Source organism: Pontibacillus chungwhensis, from assembly GCF_030166655.1.
Taxonomy (GTDB): Bacteria; Bacillota; Bacilli; order Bacillales; family BH030062; genus Pontibacillus.
On record NZ_CP126446.1, the window covers coordinates 2,217,167 to 2,233,249 of the forward strand.

Annotated in this window: 18 protein-coding genes; 1 reads left to right on the plus strand and 17 read right to left on the minus strand. The window is 39.1% G+C overall.

Going from position 1 to position 16,083, the window contains the following annotated elements; all coding sequences use genetic code 11:
* Positions 1 to 140 precede the first annotated feature (140 nt).
* Positions 141 to 1,016: a YitT family protein gene (locus QNI29_RS11450; RefSeq protein WP_370635476.1), complete on the plus strand. Its 876-nt coding sequence runs from the start codon at positions 141 to 143 to the stop codon at positions 1,014 to 1,016.
* A gap of 124 nt (positions 1,017 to 1,140) precedes the next feature.
* Here the strand turns inward: QNI29_RS11450 and QNI29_RS11455 are convergent, their stop codons facing one another.
* From QNI29_RS11455 to QNI29_RS11535, 17 genes are all read right to left on the minus strand, one after another.
* A complete protein-coding gene (locus QNI29_RS11455) occupies positions 1,141 to 1,815 on the minus strand; it encodes a zinc metallopeptidase (RefSeq protein ID WP_231416627.1) in 675 nt (224 codons plus the stop codon).
* Positions 1,816 to 1,895: 80 nt separating this feature from the next.
* Entirely contained in the window at positions 1,896 to 2,669 is a 774-nt protein-coding gene (locus tag QNI29_RS11460) for a sporulation protein YpjB (protein ID WP_231416628.1), read from the minus strand.
* 67 nt (positions 2,670 to 2,736) lie between these two features.
* A complete protein-coding gene (locus QNI29_RS11465; RefSeq protein ID WP_231416630.1) occupies positions 2,737 to 3,324 on the minus strand; it encodes a lipoprotein heptaprenylglyceryl N-acetyltransferase LhaT in 588 nt (195 codons plus the stop codon).
* 64 nt (positions 3,325 to 3,388) lie between these two features.
* A complete protein-coding gene (locus QNI29_RS11470) occupies positions 3,389 to 4,159 on the minus strand; it encodes a menaquinol-cytochrome c reductase cytochrome b/c subunit (RefSeq protein ID WP_231416632.1) in 771 nt (256 codons plus the stop codon).
* 29 nt (positions 4,160 to 4,188) lie between these two features.
* Positions 4,189 to 4,863 (minus strand): menaquinol-cytochrome c reductase cytochrome b subunit, encoded by a 675-nt coding sequence (qcrB, locus tag QNI29_RS11475; RefSeq protein WP_036779379.1) that lies wholly within the window; start codon positions 4,861 to 4,863, stop codon positions 4,189 to 4,191.
* A gap of 3 nt (positions 4,864 to 4,866) precedes the next feature.
* The gene (locus tag QNI29_RS11480; protein ID WP_231416633.1) at positions 4,867 to 5,379 is read right to left on the minus strand and encodes a Rieske (2Fe-2S) protein; all 513 of its coding nucleotides are present in this window, start codon (positions 5,377 to 5,379) and stop codon (positions 4,867 to 4,869) included.
* A gap of 127 nt (positions 5,380 to 5,506) precedes the next feature.
* Positions 5,507 to 5,974 carry a DUF2487 family protein gene (locus QNI29_RS11485; RefSeq protein ID WP_231416634.1) on the minus strand — a complete coding sequence of 156 codons (468 nt, stop codon included), beginning with the start codon at positions 5,972 to 5,974 and terminating at the stop codon, positions 5,507 to 5,509.
* Positions 5,975 to 6,107: 133 nt separating this feature from the next.
* Positions 6,108 to 6,662 carry a ReoY family proteolytic degradation factor gene (locus QNI29_RS11490; RefSeq protein ID WP_231416635.1) on the minus strand — a complete coding sequence of 185 codons (555 nt, stop codon included), beginning with the start codon at positions 6,660 to 6,662 and terminating at the stop codon, positions 6,108 to 6,110.
* A 31-nt stretch (positions 6,663 to 6,693) separates the two neighbouring features.
* Positions 6,694 to 7,956 (minus strand): tetratricopeptide repeat protein, encoded by a 1,263-nt coding sequence (locus QNI29_RS11495; RefSeq protein WP_231416636.1) that lies wholly within the window; start codon positions 7,954 to 7,956, stop codon positions 6,694 to 6,696.
* Positions 7,957 to 7,971: 15 nt separating this feature from the next.
* Entirely contained in the window at positions 7,972 to 8,844 is an 873-nt protein-coding gene (locus QNI29_RS11500) for a hypothetical protein (protein ID WP_231416638.1), read from the minus strand.
* Positions 8,845 to 8,913: 69 nt separating this feature from the next.
* Positions 8,914 to 10,212, minus strand: a complete 1,299-nt coding sequence (aroA, locus tag QNI29_RS11505; RefSeq protein WP_231416639.1) for a 3-phosphoshikimate 1-carboxyvinyltransferase — start codon at positions 10,210 to 10,212, stop codon at positions 8,914 to 8,916.
* A 16-nt stretch (positions 10,213 to 10,228) separates the two neighbouring features.
* Positions 10,229 to 11,329: a prephenate dehydrogenase gene (locus QNI29_RS11510; protein ID WP_231416640.1), complete on the minus strand. Its 1,101-nt coding sequence runs from the start codon at positions 11,327 to 11,329 to the stop codon at positions 10,229 to 10,231.
* A 3-nt stretch (positions 11,330 to 11,332) separates the two neighbouring features.
* Positions 11,333 to 12,430 carry a histidinol-phosphate transaminase gene (hisC, locus tag QNI29_RS11515; RefSeq protein ID WP_231416641.1) on the minus strand — a complete coding sequence of 366 codons (1,098 nt, stop codon included), beginning with the start codon at positions 12,428 to 12,430 and terminating at the stop codon, positions 11,333 to 11,335.
* Complete coding sequence (aroH, locus tag QNI29_RS11520) at positions 12,427 to 12,810, minus strand: chorismate mutase (protein WP_231416642.1); 384 nt, start codon at positions 12,808 to 12,810, stop codon at positions 12,427 to 12,429. Before aroH ends, hisC begins: the two co-directional genes overlap by 4 nt.
* Positions 12,807 to 13,892, minus strand: a complete 1,086-nt coding sequence (gene aroB / locus QNI29_RS11525; protein WP_231416644.1) for a 3-dehydroquinate synthase — start codon at positions 13,890 to 13,892, stop codon at positions 12,807 to 12,809. Before aroB ends, aroH begins: the two co-directional genes overlap by 4 nt.
* Complete coding sequence (aroC, locus tag QNI29_RS11530; protein ID WP_231416646.1) at positions 13,892 to 15,058, minus strand: chorismate synthase; 1,167 nt, start codon at positions 15,056 to 15,058, stop codon at positions 13,892 to 13,894. Before aroC ends, aroB begins: the two co-directional genes overlap by 1 nt.
* Positions 15,059 to 15,219: 161 nt before the next feature.
* Entirely contained in the window at positions 15,220 to 15,993 is a 774-nt protein-coding gene (locus QNI29_RS11535; protein WP_231416647.1) for a CheR family methyltransferase, read from the minus strand.
* Positions 15,994 to 16,083 lie beyond the last annotated feature (90 nt).

The window sequence follows — 16,083 nt, forward strand, 5'->3', positions numbered from 1 at the left end:
CTGGTACTTTCATATGTAATCTCTTCTCATGTTAGCTAAAAGGCGGGCTTTTGACAAATTTTTTTCACTATTATTGCTCCTTTATCACTGTTTGTCTATAATGGATGGAGTGTGACGAAAGGAGGGGCAACAATTTGAAGATGGTAATTAATATTAAAAACATCTTATTGATTTTACTTGGTTCAGCAATTTTTAGTTTTGGAGTCCTCTATTTTAATATGGCAAATGACCTCGCTGAAGGTGGCTTTACCGGGATCTTACTTATTCTTGACCACTTTGGTCTAAATATTGCAATTATGAACTTGGTCTTAAATATACCTGTATTTTTCTTAGGTTGGAAACTCCTCGGGAGAACTACTCTAATCTATTCACTGGTTGGCACATTCGCCGTATCCCTATTCTTATGGGTGTTCGAGCTTCCTATTTTCACGAAAAACATAGAATTCGCCTTACAAGATGAAATGATTATCGCCTCTCTAATGGCGGGTGTCTTTATTGGTGTAGGGCTTGGAATTATCTTTAGAAGCGGAGGCACTACAGGTGGTGTTGACATTATTGCGCGACTCGTACATAAATATGCTGGTTGGAGCATGGGACGTACGATGTTCCTTTTTGACGCTTGTGTCATCTTGTCTTCTGTATTAATTTATTTGGATTACATACAAGGGATGTATACCCTCGTAGCCGTATTTGTAGGAGCAAGGGTAATTGACTTCATTCAAGAAGGGGCTTATGCTGCCAGAGGAGCTACAATTATCTCAGAACGGTCTAATGATGTATCTGAGAAAATCATGAAAGATATGGACCGCGGTGTAACTATTCTAGTTGGAAAAGGAAGCTTCACAGGAGAAAGTCGTGATGTTCTCTATTGCGTTGTAGCTCGTAATGAAATTGTCCGTTTGAAAAATATTATTAACTCTATCGACCCACATGCATTTGTCGCTGTGACATCTGTTCATGATGTTCTTGGAGAAGGATTCACCTTAGATGAAAATAAAAACCCAATTGAACGTTAATAACAAAAAGGGCGCCAATAAGTTTATTGGCGCCCTTTTTTGCATTCAACTGGCTTTTGATCTATTCAATCTTAGATTAAAATTAAAAGCTTAGAGCAGAAGCTCCAAGCTTTTTGAGAACAGCCTATTCTTCATTCATCCCAGTGAATAATAAGACAAGGCGAAGTAGTTCAAGTAGTGCAACTAAAGCACTCGCTACATAAGTCCATGCTGCTGCATTTAAGACTTTTTTTGTTTGACGCTCTTCATTATTTCGAATAATCCCTGTCGATACAAGTTGATTCATGGCACGACTTGAGGCATTAAACTCAACTGGTAAGGTCACGAATTGGAATAAAACAGCTAATGCGAAGAAGGCAATTCCAACACCTAAAAGGAATTGACTAAAGAAAGCACCGGCAATAATTAAAAAGATGGATGCATTTGAACCGAAACTTGCCACTGGAACTAATGCATGTCTAAACCTTAAGAACGCGTAGGCTTCAGCATCTTGAATAGCATGGCCCACTTCGTGTGCAGCTACTGCCTGTGCAGCAGCAGATGGCTCATGATAGTTGCCTGAAGACAAACGAACGACTTTGCTTCTTGGATCATAATGATCTGAAAGCATCCCTTTAACTTCTTCAACTTGTACATTATAGAGACCATTTTCATCTAATATCTTTCGGGCTACTTCTGCACCGGTCATATTGGATTCATTTCTTACTTTCGAGTAACGCTTGTAGGTGTTTTTCACCCTCATTTGTGCCCAAATTGGGATGATAATGATTAAAGCCAAATAAATTAAATATTGACCCATCCTTCATTCCTCCACTAATGTAATCGACCTTAACAAAAAGATCTTATTAAGGTCAATTTTAGTCAAAAGTAACGCGAAAGTCAACTATCCCGCTCTTTTTCTTTAACGGTGTAGTCCGTCTTTTCTCCTTTATATTTTCTCCAACCTACATACATTAATGTGAAAGAAATTAAACTCCCTACAGAACCCATTAGCCAAATAAAACCAGGTTCTTCAGTCAAGCTCTTTTTACGCTTCACCCCAATTTCATTAACCTCCTGAGCAAACACACTTAGCTGGTCACCGAGAAGTTCTTCTTCCGTTATAGACTGCATTGTAAGAAGTTCTTTCATGTGGGATTCTAAAATTCGCACACTTTCATCAGTCCCCGCAACTTTTGCAGCAGGTAGTATACGTTCATACAAAAGGTATACGTCTTCAAGATGGCTTTTTGTCCATGAAACAGAATTTCCTGATCCATCTTTCATTTCCTCTAACAAATGATCCTTCCATGCTAACCAGAGTGGATCAACTTTGTTCCACATCGCCTCATATAGTAAGACGACTGTAAGGCTTCTATGGTATTTCTCCGTAGCAGCAGTGTTTGGATCTGTTAAAGCGCTTTGTGCTTCATTTAAAGCGGTTTGGAACACACTTATATGTTCTGTATCATCAACATTGTATTCTCTTCTAAGTTTAGTTAATGTGGCTTCTGCCGCTTCATATCTTCCTTCTTCAACATACTGCAAAAAGCGATACGTTGTTTCTTTCAACTCTTCTGAATAAGAGGAAGCATTTGCAGATCCAAAGTAAGATAAGCTAAACCCCAGGCAGATCAGTAATCCCCATACTATTTTCTTTTGTATCTGTTTCATAACGATCCCCTCTCAAAAGCACTCTTGCTTCAATGTATGAGAAGGTAGAGATAAATAGTACAAGTAGTTATATGGAATGACGAGGGTTTTGCTTCTTACGTACCGTTAATACATATGCGATGCCAATTGAAATAAGGCTGAGCCAAAAAGTGAAATAGCCAATTTCTTGGCTATAATCATTTAATTGTGAATAAATAGGCATCATGTCAAATACATAATCAATGATATCGTTGTGTAACGTCCAGATCCCAGCAATGATTAGGTGGCTAACTTTGATCTTATAGTAAGGTGCATAAAGTAAACCTTGAATAGCCATTGCTCCATGAGAAGCAATTAACATATATCCTTGCCACGGTAGAAAACCAGTCACTACTAATGTCAAAATGTTCATAACGACTGCCCACACACCATATTTGAATAAGGTAATGATCGCTAACGCCTCTACTAAAGGTACATTCTTATTCAACAGGAAAAAGAATAAGAAGATACAAAAGAACAAACTTGCCGTTGGACTATCGGGTACAAAAGGTATAAAAATCGTAGGAGTTATCGCAATTTGGCTTTCATACCACCAATACCCATAAATAGTTCCAAATACATTAATGACCAAGAGCAACAAAACAAAGGGTTTATAAGTCAACAAAAATCGAAACACGTCTTCCCTCCTTCACAACAGAAAAAGAAGCTGACTTAAAAGCCAGCTCCCTCTCACTAGGTATTTATTCGCTTCCTTCATTTCCAACACCTTTAATGAACTTAGCAAGTTTATCTAACTCTTCATCAGAACCTTGGAAGATGTTGGCTGGCATGCCGCCAATTCCGTTTTGAGCGATGTCTTTAATCTCATCTACAGATTTCTCAACACCGATTAACGTTGGACCATTTCCACCTTCTAAATTATCACCGTGACAAGACGCACAGTTCTGACTGTAAATCTTGTATCCTTCAGCGGATTTGTCAATTTCAACATCTTCAACAATTTGACCTGACTTAGCACGTTGTTCCCAATCTACGTGGTCTGCTGCTTCCCAAGTTAGGAAAACTGTAGCAGCTAAACCAATTAGCATTAAAGCATTTGCAATTGGGCGCTCAAATGGACGACGTCCTTTGCCTGTGTCTAAGAAAGGCGCTAACAATAGACCGCCAAAAGCAAGACCTGGAATTACAAATGCCCCTAATACGATATAGGGTCCACTTGCAAATTCGTATTTCAAGAACTGGTAAAGGAATAAAAAGTACCAGTCTGGCAACGGAATGTAACCAGCATCTGTTGGATCTGCCAATTTCTCAAGTGGTGATGGAGCTACAACCGTTAATGTTAAAAATCCAATAAGGAAAACAGCACCAACCAGCCATTCTTTCAATAAGAAGTTCGGCCAGAAAGCCTCTGTTTTACCCGGGTATTCCGAATAGTCTTTTGGTATATTAGGTTTTTTCTCAGCCGGGACACGTGAGTCACCGACAAACTTCATACCTTTTCCCCTATGCACAGCGATCCCTCCTTTACATCAATCAAGTCCTATAGTGGACCAGAAATTCCTTGTTTACGAATCATAACAAAGTGTGCTGCCATTAATCCGAATAATGCAGCTGGCAGGAAGAATACGTGGATAGCAAAGAAACGAGTTAACGTTTGTGCACCTACAATATCCGGGTCACCAGCCAGTAATGTCTTCACTTCTGTACCGATAAGCGGCGTTTGTTCAGCAATTTGAAGACCTACTTGAGTAGCGAAGAACGCCTTGTTATCCCATGGAAGCAGATAACCTGTGAAACCTAGACCGAGCATAACAAAGAAAATAAGTACCCCTACTACCCAGTTCAATTCACGAGGCTTTTTATAAGCTCCCTGGAAGAATACGCGCAATGTATGTAAGAACATCATCACGATTACGAGACTAGCACCCCAGTGGTGCATACCGCGTACAATTTGACCGTAAGCTACCTCTTTTTGAAGGTAATAAACAGACTCCCATGCGTTTTCAATGTCTGGCACATAATACATGGTTAAGAACATACCAGATAGAACTTGAATAACTGTAACGAAGAACGTGAGTCCTCCAAAACAATAAACGAATGCTGAAAAGTGATGAGCAGGGTTCACGTGTTCAGGAACCTCGTGATCCGCAATATCACGCCATAAAGGTGTAATATCGACACGCTCGTCCACCCAATCGTAAAGTTTTTGAAGCATGAATTACACCACCTTATTTGGAATGATTTCTCCTAAGTACAGCATGCCATCTTGAATTTTGATTTTGTATTGATCTAGCGGAGCTAATGGAGGCGTACCAGGTACGTTTTCTCCACTTTTCTCATAAAGACCCCCGTGACAAGGACAGTAATACCTGTTTTCATGTCCCGAGCCACCTTCCCACTTCACAATACATCCCAAGTGTTTACAAATCGGTGAAAGCGCAATCACATCGCCATCTTCATTCTTGTAAACCCATGCTGTTTTCGACACTTCAGATACATACCATGCATCTTTTTGTTCGAAAGAGAAATCTACGCGTGTCGGTTCCTTTGTAATGTTTGCTACTTCAGTACCTGTTGCGTGAAATTCCCCAGCTTCTTTCGGTTTAAGAACTGGATCTACTGCCATTCGAACCATCGGCGAAAGCATAGCCGCTGCCATAAACCCTCCTACACCTGTTAGCGTGTAGTTCAGAAACTGACGGCGGGATACTGGTTGTTTTTTATCGCTCATTGTTTTCCCCCCTCTATCCAATATGATCCAACATTCATGGTAAATATTCACACAGTTTACTAGGACATTATAATGATAGCGCAAACTATTTAGACGGTCAATATTGGAATTGAAATCGCTTTAGAAATTATTCTTGCCAATATGCTGTAATTAATTCGGTTACTTGTTCAATTTGAGATCGAAGAACTTTTTGAGCCTCTTCATTATGTATATCGTCGACTTTAGGAAGAGGCATCCATATTAATGAAGATTCTAAGTCCTTCTCTACCTTTTTCCACTGTTGATCAAACGTAAAGAACAAGACATGTTTAAAGCCTCGCTCTTTCATTTCTGTTGTCCACTCATTTATTCGCTCGATTTCCTTAGAGACAGGTGTTTCTTTTAAGTAGGTATAGGATGGCGATAGAAAAATTCTCCCCCTATATTCTTCTTCAACTTCCTTCATAAATAACGTTAACAATTCAGATTGATTTGCAAGCATTTTAAGTTCATTCTCTGAACCTGCTAAAGAATAAGGGATTAAAGGTACAATCCAGGTATCGACAAATTCTTTAGATTGAGAATATAACATTGCATCCTGTCCATTCCATTTCATTGCTATCCCTCCTTTCCGAAGAATCTTCCCCCTCATTATAGACTTTGGTAAAGGAAATCGAAAGTCATAATGGTCAAATTTGTCGATGTTTTCAGAATTTATTCTTGTTAAAAAAAAAGAACCCCCTAATAAATTAGGGAGTTACATTTTTTTTAAGATTGTTTAATTGCTCACTCAATCGCTCAAATGTTTCTTTATCACCACAGTCCAAAGCTCGGTCAATTTTGGTTCTTAAACTTTGAGTTTGGTAGTTCGATATAGATGTTTCCAATACTAATTCAGCTAATTCCTGATCTTTTTCAGTGATAAAGTAATCTTGAGGCATAAAAGGGTTCTCTTCTAAAACCGCTGCATAAGGAGCGCTCTGGTGAGAATTTCTGAAATTTAGTTGGATATAAACAGGTTCATTTCGATTCAAACGAATATCATGAAACGATTTCTCTGCATCCGTTGTCATAATCTGATCCTTATAAAAGCGGAATGGAACTTCATCAACACAATGGGTTGATATAACAATACCTCTAGGGCAAAATCTTGCTTCTTCCACAAAGTGTACATGCTCCATAATCGAATCATGATTGATCAGATAGTTTAAAATCCATACACTTTCTCTGCGCTTTAACTGAAAATGATTCAAAAACCAACGAACAAATTCCTTCTTATCCTCAACCGAGACCGGCATTTTCACTTTTATGCCCTCCTTTTTAAACAGAGAAATACTATTCCTCGTTACCAGACTGCAAACGGGCCATAAATGTTTCTACTTCTTCATCAGTTGGTTCAATGGTGAGATAACGTTCGAATACGCTTTGTGCTTCCTTCACTCTTCCTTCTTCTACAAGGAAATATCCATACTCTTTCAGGAAGTCACTGTCATCTTTAAAGGTATTATATGCTTCCTGGTAGTCATTTAATGCCTCTTTAAAGTGTTCTAATTCATTATTAGCCTGAGCTAAATACCACTTATAAAGAGGTTCCTCTTCATTCATTTCACTGAGATATTCTAAAATATCCTTAATGGCCTCAAAGTCCCCATCTTCTTTCAGTCGCTCTACTAAGAATAGAGCAGCTTCTTTAAAACCAGGGTCAATAGACAAGGATTGTCTGATATGTTGATACCCTTCTTGTTTCTTCGTAAGTCTGAAGGCTAAAGTACCTGCTAGATAAAATAGATCCTTATTGAATTCGTCTTTCTTAAGTCCTTTATTTGCTATATCATATGCCTCTTCAATCATCCCTTCAGCCTCGTAGGCCTCAGCAAGCAACGGATATGCAGATTGATAGAAAGGATCTTCTTCAATAAGTTTGTTCCATACTCGAATAGCAATATCAATACGATTCGCTTGATAAGCCGTAAAACCGTAGCGGAATAAAATATCAGGTGTCATTTCGTCAGCAGCTTGGAAATAGTCAAGAGCTTGATCAAAGTCACCTTCAATAGCAAAGGCCTCAGCGAGGCGTAATGTAATATCTGTTTCCCCCATCTTCTGATCACGTCGTAAAGCTTTCTCGTAGTATGGAATACTCTTTTGATATTCCCCCACTGAGAACGCCAATTCACCTAAAGCGAAATCGATAACTGGTTCATTTGGAGAAATATTCTTTGCTAATAGTAACTTTTGTTCAGCTACTTCAAATAGACCTTGAGCTTGATAAAGGTCAGCAAGCTGAACGAGTGCTCCTAAATATTCTTCGTTATCTTCTGGAATTTGATTTAAGAGATCGATGGCTTTCTCATCATCTTCTTGGTCTACATAAATCTCTGCAAGTAAGAGTGTTAATTCATGTTCTCCTGGGTAACGTTGCTTAAGTTCTTCTAGTACATCTTTTGCTTCTTCAACCATTCCCCATTGCATGAACATTTCTGCTATTGTATATTTTTCCTCATCTCCAGCACGAGATAACTCCGTACGTAATGTTTCTACAGCTTGCTCGGTTTTTCCTGCATTCATATATTGAATGGCTTGTTCTATGCCTTGCATGTCTACACCCTTTCATCAACTCATAAAATGGTTCGGTATGGAAGCTTTAAAATACCTTCCATATCCCTCCAGATCGTTCACTTCTGTGTGAGAACGAATAATTTGACCACGTAACACTGTAACACATGGGATAGCTTTATGATAAAACATTTGATCAGGTGTATCAATTTGTGTTTCAGTATGAAGACGAAAAAGGTTATAATCTGCATCACCTGAATACATAAATTCTCCCTTATATGGGTAAATTCCTGTCGCCCTTAAATTTTCTTTTGTCAAAGGGCACTCCCCTAATACGCGTGGTAATGTACGAACATTATGATGCTCCGCTAGTTGAAGCCATTTCGAATAGGAAAGAGGACCTTCGTTTTTCACGACTGGTGTAACAGGGATAAAAGAAGGATCCTGAGCCTGCGCAATCCACCCCCACATTTTGTTTAAAATATCCTCTTTTGTCTCTGCTTGAAACAACACAAAAGGAACTCGTTCATTGCCAAAAAAGCGAATCATTTCAGGGGTTAGTTTATTTACAGAAACAAGTGGCGCAATCATATAATCGATCCCAAGACCATCTAAGCGGTGCTTCATCATTTGAAATTCTTTAGCCATATTTCTTGAAGATGAAATCGGACACTGGACAATAAGCAAGGTGGTACCTCTAAACATATAACGCCGGACAAGAGCCGATTGAAATTCAGTTTGATAAAGAGGGAATTGTAAGTCTATATGAACCTTACCAGGGGAGATCCAAAAACGATCCATATTTATAGTCATCGTTTCCCTGTTTAATTTATAGGGTTGTATCCATTTCCCATCCCTCACCCCTAATGACGCTTGTTTCCATTTTCCTTGAGCAAAGCATTGGTTTGCCTCTATACAATAAGCCTCCATACGACTTGTCCCCTTTACTAGCTTTTGGTACAAGGTATGAAGGCAAATTGGTTGTTATGACTTTCTACATTATGCTTGCACGTAAAGAGAATCTAAATCTTCAAAGAAATTGGGATAGGATATAGAAATACAAGATGGATTCTCTAAAATGATCTCTTCTTCACATACTAAAGAGGCTACAGCCACCATCATTCCAATACGATGATCATGATAAGAAGAAAACACGCCACCCTTAAGAGGATTTGAGGAGCCTTCTATAACCATGCCATCTTGAGTAGCATCTGCTTTAACTCCCATTTGATTGAGTGTATCTACAACAGCTTTAATTCGGTCTGTTTCTTTATACCGCAGTTCTTCTGCATCTTTAATAATCGTCTTCCCTTCTGCTCTTGAAGCAAGAAGAGCAATGATAGGAAGTTCATCTATTAAACGCGGAATGAGTTCCCCAGACAAAGTGGCTCCGTTTAACGTTCCGCCCTTTACGGTAATATCGCCAACCGGTTCATCACCAATGTGTCGGGTAGTATTAATCTCCATGGATACACCCATATCTTTTAAGACATCTATAATTCCAGTTCGTGTAGGGTTTAATCCTACATCTTTTAACGTTACTTCACTATCTTTTTTCAATGCTGCTGCACACATAAAGAAAGCAGCAGATGAGATATCACCAGGCACTTCAATGTCTACTCCTGTTAACGTTTGACCTCCCTCAAGATGAATTAAATCATCTTCACGGACCACCTTAACACCAAATGCTTCTAATAAACGTTCAGTATGATCCCTCGTTTTAACAGGTTCCATCACGGTGGTTGTTCCTTCTGCAAACAATCCAGCTAGTAAGACGGCTGACTTCACTTGAGCACTATTAACAGGAAGACGATAATGGATTGGCTTTAAAGCTTGTCCTCTAATACTTAGAGGCAAGAGATTTCCGTGTTCTCTACCATCAATGGTTGCACCCATTTCGCGCAAGGGATCAACTACCCGGTTCATTGGTCGTTTAGACAAAGAAGTGTCTCCAAATAAACTATAATGATTCGGTATTCCAGCCAGTATCCCTAGAAGGAGGCGTGTGGTTGTACCTGAATTCCCTAAATTTAATGGCTCCACAGCCTCTGACAGACCGTTCAACCCTTTTCCAACAATGGTTACTTCGTCATCGTTCTGCTGAATTTGGACCCCCATAGCGCGAAATACATTAATGGTTGTTATGCAATCTTCACCTGTTAAGAAATGTTTAACCGTGGTTTTGCCCTCCGCTAAAGAGCCAAGCATAATAGACCGATGTGAAATGGACTTGTCTCCGGGTACCCTTAGGGTTCCCCTTAAAGAATGGGGCCTTGGTTTAATTTCCATCTGATTCATATATTCACTACCTTTGTTATTCAATGGTTACTTCATATCCGTTAGATTGCAAGAGCATTTGAGCGTGTTTTTGGTCTTTCGCTGTTTGAAAACTCAAGCGTAACGCTCCTGAAATTCCTTCTCTGATCTCAAGAATTTGGATATTTACGATACTAATCGTTTCCTGGGCTACAATATGGGTAACCTCAGACAGGGCTCCAGGCTGATCATGAATATCTACGTACAGATCATAAAAGGAAGGGATGGCACCTTTTTGCTTAACAGGCAAACCATCTCGGTACTGCTTCGCCTGTTCTAAATACGTATGTAGTTCATCATGTTCTAGTGTCTCGACTAAAGATTTTAGGTGGTCCATCTCGTGAATCCAATCAGAAAGGAGTGAAATCATCGTTTCACGATTCTGGAAAAAGATATCATTCCACATTTTCGGATGACTTGAAGCAATTCGTGTAATGTCTCGAAACCCTCCAGCAGCTAATTCATGTAAAAAAGGATGAGTATCATGCCAAGATCGAGCCTGATGCACTAGTGCAGACGCAATTAAATGCGGAAAATGTGAGATGACTCCTGTCATTTGATCATGTGCTTCCACATCGACAGTAACGAAATAGCTCCTTGTTGAGCTTAGTAACTTCTCAAGTTTAGACACATGTTCCTCACAAGCGTGCGTGCCTGGAATAAATAAATAATAGGCATTTTCGAACAGATGGGCTTTAGCAGCTTCAATCCCATTTTTGTGCGACCCAGCCATCGGGTGCCCTCCAACAAAAACGACTTTTTGATTGGTAAGAGACTCCGCAGTCTCCATAACAGGTTTTTTTACTGAACAAACATCCGTAACAATTAGTTCTTTTTTTAATTTCATCTGCTCAAGTTGTTGGATATAAGAACGCGTGATGGAAGTTGGCGTAGCTAGGAAAACGATATCAGCAAGGCTTACACCTTCTTCGAAAGATGTTACTTGCTGATCTATAATCTGATTTTGCATGGCGTAATCTAGTGTTTTGGCGTTACCATCAAAGCCGATAACAGTTGAATGCTTATTATTTTGTAAGTTTAGGGCAATCGAACCTCCGATTAACCCTAAACCTACTACAAAGATTGTAGTATGCTCCATAACTCAGCTATTTTGCACCTTCACTAATTTCCGTTCCATTGCTTCCATAACTTCCTGCATGTGTTCTTTCTTACCAATGGTTAAGCGAATTGATTGAGGAATTCCAAGAGCTTCGCCGGAACGGACAATAAATCCATTCTGTAATAGATGCTCTGTCATTTCATCTCCTGTTATAGGTAAGTGTATGAGTAAAAAGTTCGTTTCAGATGGATAATATTCTAAACCTAGTCTATCGCAAAAGGCTTCTAGCTCTTGCTTAGTCTCAACATTTTGCTCAAAGGTAGTCTCTATAAAATTCTGATCTTCCAAAGCAAGGATCGCAGCGTGCTGAGCTATTACAGATGTATTAAATGGTTCACGAGCCGGCTCTAGCTTTGTGATAATAGATTCACGTGCTATTCCATATCCGATCCTTAAAGCAGCAAGTCCATAAGCCTTTGAAAATGTTCGTGTAACTATAAGGTTTTCATATTTTCCAAGAGAATCTACTGCATTTGGAAATGCTTCATTTGAAACATACTCCATATAAGCTTCATCGAGTACCACTAACACATGGGCCGGACATCTCTCCATAAACGTATCGAACTCATCTTGAGTGAAGATGTTTCCTGTAGGATTGTTAGGGTTACATAACCAAACGACACGTGTCTCTTCATCTATTACGTTCAGCATTTCTTGCAGGTCATGATACCCGTTAATTAGAGGGACTTCACGAACTTCGGCACCTTCAATCAACGCATTATGTCGGTATTGAGGAAAGGTTGGGGTAGCCATCACCGTATTTGCACCTGGTTCTAGATACGTACGACAAATGATTTGCATAATTTCATCAGACCCATTACCAAAGATCAACTTCGTTTCATCAACCTGAAGATCTGCAGCTAGTTTTGTTCTTAACTTTCTAGCGTATCCATCAGGATAAATCTCGAGATTTGTAACCGCTTCGGCAAGGTGTTTCTGCACATGACTTGAGAAACCAAATGGATTTTCATTAGAAGCCAACTTTATAATTCTGTCTAATCCGTAAGCTTCCTTCACTTCATCGATTGTCTTGCCTGGCACGTAAGGCTTTAATTGGTTAAAAATAGGTTTTGTTCTCATGATAAACCCTTCCCTTCTTCTTGAATAAGATCCGGACGTAATTGTTTTGCTTCATGTTGATAGATATGACGAATCTCTTTTTGATTCATTTCAGTATTAACATGCATCATAACACGAATGCATCGTTCAAGTGATTGGGGTACCGGTATTTCCCTCATGCACATAACCGGAACAAACGTCCATCCTTCAATCTTACGCACTGCTTTAGCTGGAAATGTCGCATTTAAATCTTCTGTAGTGGAAATTTGAATAGACGCCACCTGCTCTGGATCAATTCCATTTTCATCAATCATTTCCTCTAACAATGAATGAGTATGATTCACAATTTCCTCTGCTCTATTCTGCTTTACTGTTGTAGCTCCTCTAACTCCTCTAATCAAACTTGACTCACCTCTTTGTGATACTCTTTCAATTCATTTCTTATCTCGTCTTTTGTAAAGGAAACAACTTGAGGATTTCCTTGTTTGGATAACAATACCATTCTTATCTCTGAGTTAACATTCTTCTTATCTCTTGTCATTCTATGTAACAATTCATGTTGATCTAAGTGATTTATGACGGAAATAGGGTAACCATGAGCCATTATCCAATTTCTGAAATTCATACGGTTCAATGAGCAATCAAAATAAGACTCACTCACTTTTAAAGCGAAATCCATCCCTATGGCCACGGCTTCCCCGTGAGTGATCTCCCCATAGCCCATTTCAGCTTCAATGGCGTGCGCTAAAGTGTGGCCAAAATTCAGAAATCGACGATTACCTTGTTCACGTTCATCCTCTGTTACAATTCTAGCTTTAACAGCTATTCCTTGCAAAATGAGGGAATTCAATAAATCCTTGTCTACATCTTCAAAATGATCAATGGAGTAGCACTGATCCAAAAATGCTTGATCATGTGCAATCCAAGCATGTTTTATGACTTCCGCCATCCCTGATCTCCACTCTGTTTTTGAGAGAGTGTTAAGTGATGCCGTATCATATATGACAGCTACAGGCTGATAAAAGTGGCCTATTAAATTCTTCCCAAGAGCATGGTTAATAGCAACTTTTCCACCTACACTACTATCATGCGCTAACAGCGTTGTTGGGACTTGCACATAATCTACACCCCTCATATAGCTAGCTGCCACATACCCAGCAAGGTCTCCAATCACGCCACCACCTAGCGCCACAATTGAAGATTGACGATCAACGCCATATTCAATAGCTTTTGTATGACAATCATAAAATACAGATAGACTTTTTGACTCCTCACCTGCAGGTACGACGTAAGTAGTAACCACTGTAGTTTCAGGAAAGCTCTGTTTCACATCATCCATATATAAAGGAGCAACATTACTATCTGTAATTATGAACACTTGCCTATATGATTTAGGCAAGTGTTCGGATATTGTATGGCGTAGCCCAGATCCAATAGAAACGGTGTAGCTTCCATGTTCATGTTTAACATGTAACTGCTCCATTAGAAGCACCTAATTTCTTCTCTGTATTGATCTAAACTTTCTTTTAATTTAGGGAACTGATCATGAGGGAATTGTTCTGTTAATGCGCGAGCAAGTTCCCAAGCTACAACATGTTCCATAACGACTGCAGCAGCTGGAACCGCGCAAGAATCGGAACGCTCAATACTAGCTTTAAACGGCTCTTTTGAATCAATATCAACACTTTGTAATGGTTTATATAGTGTTGGGATTGGTTTCATCACACCTTTTACAATTAAAGGCATACCTGTAGTCATACCGCCTTCAAATCCTCCTAAGCGATTCGTCTTACGGTAATATCCTCTATCTTCAGACCAAGCAATTTCATCATGAACTTCACTTCCATTCATGTGTCCAGCTTGGAAGCCTACTCCAAATTCAACACCCTTAAAGGCATTAATGCTTACAACGCTCCCAGCAATACGTGAATCAATTTTCCGATCGTACTGAACGTATGAGCCTATACCAGCAGGCATACCTTCTACCATTACTTCTACGACTCCTCCAATTGAATCTCCTTCTTGCTTGGCTGTATCGATTGCCTTCATCATTTTCTCTTCGGCATCTTTATCAAGTGTTCTTACAGGAGAAGCTTCAGATATCTCTTGTCGTTCTTCTATAGACAGTGTTTCATCGTAAGAAGCTGTGATACCACCAATTGTATTTACATAACCTGTTATTTTAATGTCGAGTTCGGCGAGGAGCTTCTTCGCAATAGCACCCGCAGCTACTCGAGCAGCTGTTTCTCGTGCAGAAGAACGTTCTAACACATTACGCATATCTCGGTGTCCGTACTTTAAAGCTCCATTCAGATCGGCATGGCCAGGTCGAGGGCGACTAATTGTACGACGAACTTCTTCATCATCCCCTATTGGGTCTTCTCCCATGATGTTTCTCCAATGAGTGAAATCATCATTCGTCAAAACAAGGGATATAGGGGATCCCAGGGTGTAACCATGTCTAACCCCACCCGTAATGTTAATCAAGTCCTTTTCAATCTGCATACGGCGACCACGCCCATAGCCACCTTGTCTACGTATTAAGGATTCATTTATATCCTCAGAAAGTAGTGGCATAAGAGAAGGGATCCCTTCTACGATTGTTGTAAGTTGTTTTCCATGTGATTCGCCTGCAGTTAAATATCTCATCTAAACTCTCCTTTTCTCAGCTAAACTTTATGAATTTTGTCTTACTATATCATATCCTATAGGTGCTGTGTTCATCATTATTAAAAAATTGTATGATCTATCTAAATATCCAAAAAAGTCTGAATTTTTTATTACAGCTCAAAACGTCTTCTCTCTCTTTCTTAACTCTTTTTATAAAAAAACGTATCCGCTATCTCGAAATTATATGTATGTGCATTAAATATTTGTTCTGTACTTCCTACAAATAAAATACCATCTTTATTTAAGGCATGACTAAAACGTTTATACACTTCACTTTTAGCTGCCTCAGTAAAGTAAATCAAAACATTTCTACAAATAATCAGGTCAAAATGGGATTCATATTCATCAGATAACAAATTGTGTTTTTTAAACGTTACAACCCTTTTGATGTCTTCTGAAACTTCAAATAAGTTGCCTTTTGGCTTAAAATATTTAGATTTAATGTGAGGAGGAACCTCCTTTAAAGAACGTTCAGGATATATTCCTTGTTTAGCTCTGTACATTACATTTTCATCAATATCTGTAGCCAATATATGAATGTCTTTCAAAGGGAAAAATTGACTCAATACCATAGCAAGTGTATAAGGCTCTTCGCCAGTGGAACAAGCAGCACTCCAGACTTTTAAAGATTTCTTACCTTTGACTAGATCTGGCAATAATTTTGATTCTAGCACTTCCCAACGCTTTTGATTCCGATAGAATTCAGACACATTAATCGTCATCCGATCAAGAAATTCAAAAAACAATTCATCATCTTTTGATAGAGCTTGAAAATAACGATCGAAACTCTTATAACCTCGTTTATCCCGAAGGGTCGTTAACCTGCGTTTCATTTGTGCTTCTTTATACAACGAAAGATCAATCCCAGTCTTACGTTTAACTTGATTAATAAATCCTTGATAGTCCTCTGCCATTTCCTATATTTCTCCTCTTCTCCATTATTGCCCATGTATATGAATCTTCTTAATCTTAATAAATGGCCATGTCAATGTAAACAATCTTTC

What these genes read in the sequence shown, in the direction of transcription:
- QNI29_RS11510 (WP_231416640.1), bottom strand. Translation starts at nt 11,329, where the DNA reads ATGGAGCATACTACAATCTTTGTAGTAGGTTTAGGGTTAATCGGAGGT.
- hisC (WP_231416641.1), bottom strand. Translation starts at nt 12,430, where the DNA reads ATGAGAACAAAACCTATTTTTAACCAATTAAAGCCTTACGTGCCAGGC.
- aroB (WP_231416644.1), bottom strand. Translation starts at nt 13,892, where the DNA reads ATGGAGCAGTTACATGTTAAACATGAACATGGAAGCTACACCGTTTCT.
- QNI29_RS11500 (WP_231416638.1), bottom strand. Translation starts at nt 8,844, where the DNA reads ATGGAGGCTTATTGTATAGAGGCAAACCAATGCTTTGCTCAAGGAAAA.
- QNI29_RS11455 (WP_231416627.1), bottom strand. Translation starts at nt 1,815, where the DNA reads ATGGGTCAATATTTAATTTATTTGGCTTTAATCATTATCATCCCAATT.
- QNI29_RS11485 (WP_231416634.1), bottom strand. Translation starts at nt 5,974, where the DNA reads ATGAAATGGAATGGACAGGATGCAATGTTATATTCTCAATCTAAAGAA.
- aroC (WP_231416646.1), bottom strand. Translation starts at nt 15,058, where the DNA reads ATGAGATATTTAACTGCAGGCGAATCACATGGAAAACAACTTACAACA.
- qcrB (WP_036779379.1), bottom strand. Translation starts at nt 4,863, where the DNA reads ATGCTTCAAAAACTTTACGATTGGGTGGACGAGCGTGTCGATATTACA.
- QNI29_RS11495 (WP_231416636.1), bottom strand. Translation starts at nt 7,956, where the DNA reads ATGCAAGGCATAGAACAAGCCATTCAATATATGAATGCAGGAAAAACC.
- aroA (WP_231416639.1), bottom strand. Translation starts at nt 10,212, where the DNA reads ATGAATCAGATGGAAATTAAACCAAGGCCCCATTCTTTAAGGGGAACC.
- QNI29_RS11460 (WP_231416628.1), bottom strand. Translation starts at nt 2,669, where the DNA reads ATGAAACAGATACAAAAGAAAATAGTATGGGGATTACTGATCTGCCTG.
- QNI29_RS11480 (WP_231416633.1), bottom strand. Translation starts at nt 5,379, where the DNA reads ATGAGCGATAAAAAACAACCAGTATCCCGCCGTCAGTTTCTGAACTAC.
- QNI29_RS11450 (WP_370635476.1), top strand. Translation starts at nt 141, where the DNA reads ATGGTAATTAATATTAAAAACATCTTATTGATTTTACTTGGTTCAGCA.
- QNI29_RS11535 (WP_231416647.1), bottom strand. Translation starts at nt 15,993, where the DNA reads ATGGCAGAGGACTATCAAGGATTTATTAATCAAGTTAAACGTAAGACT.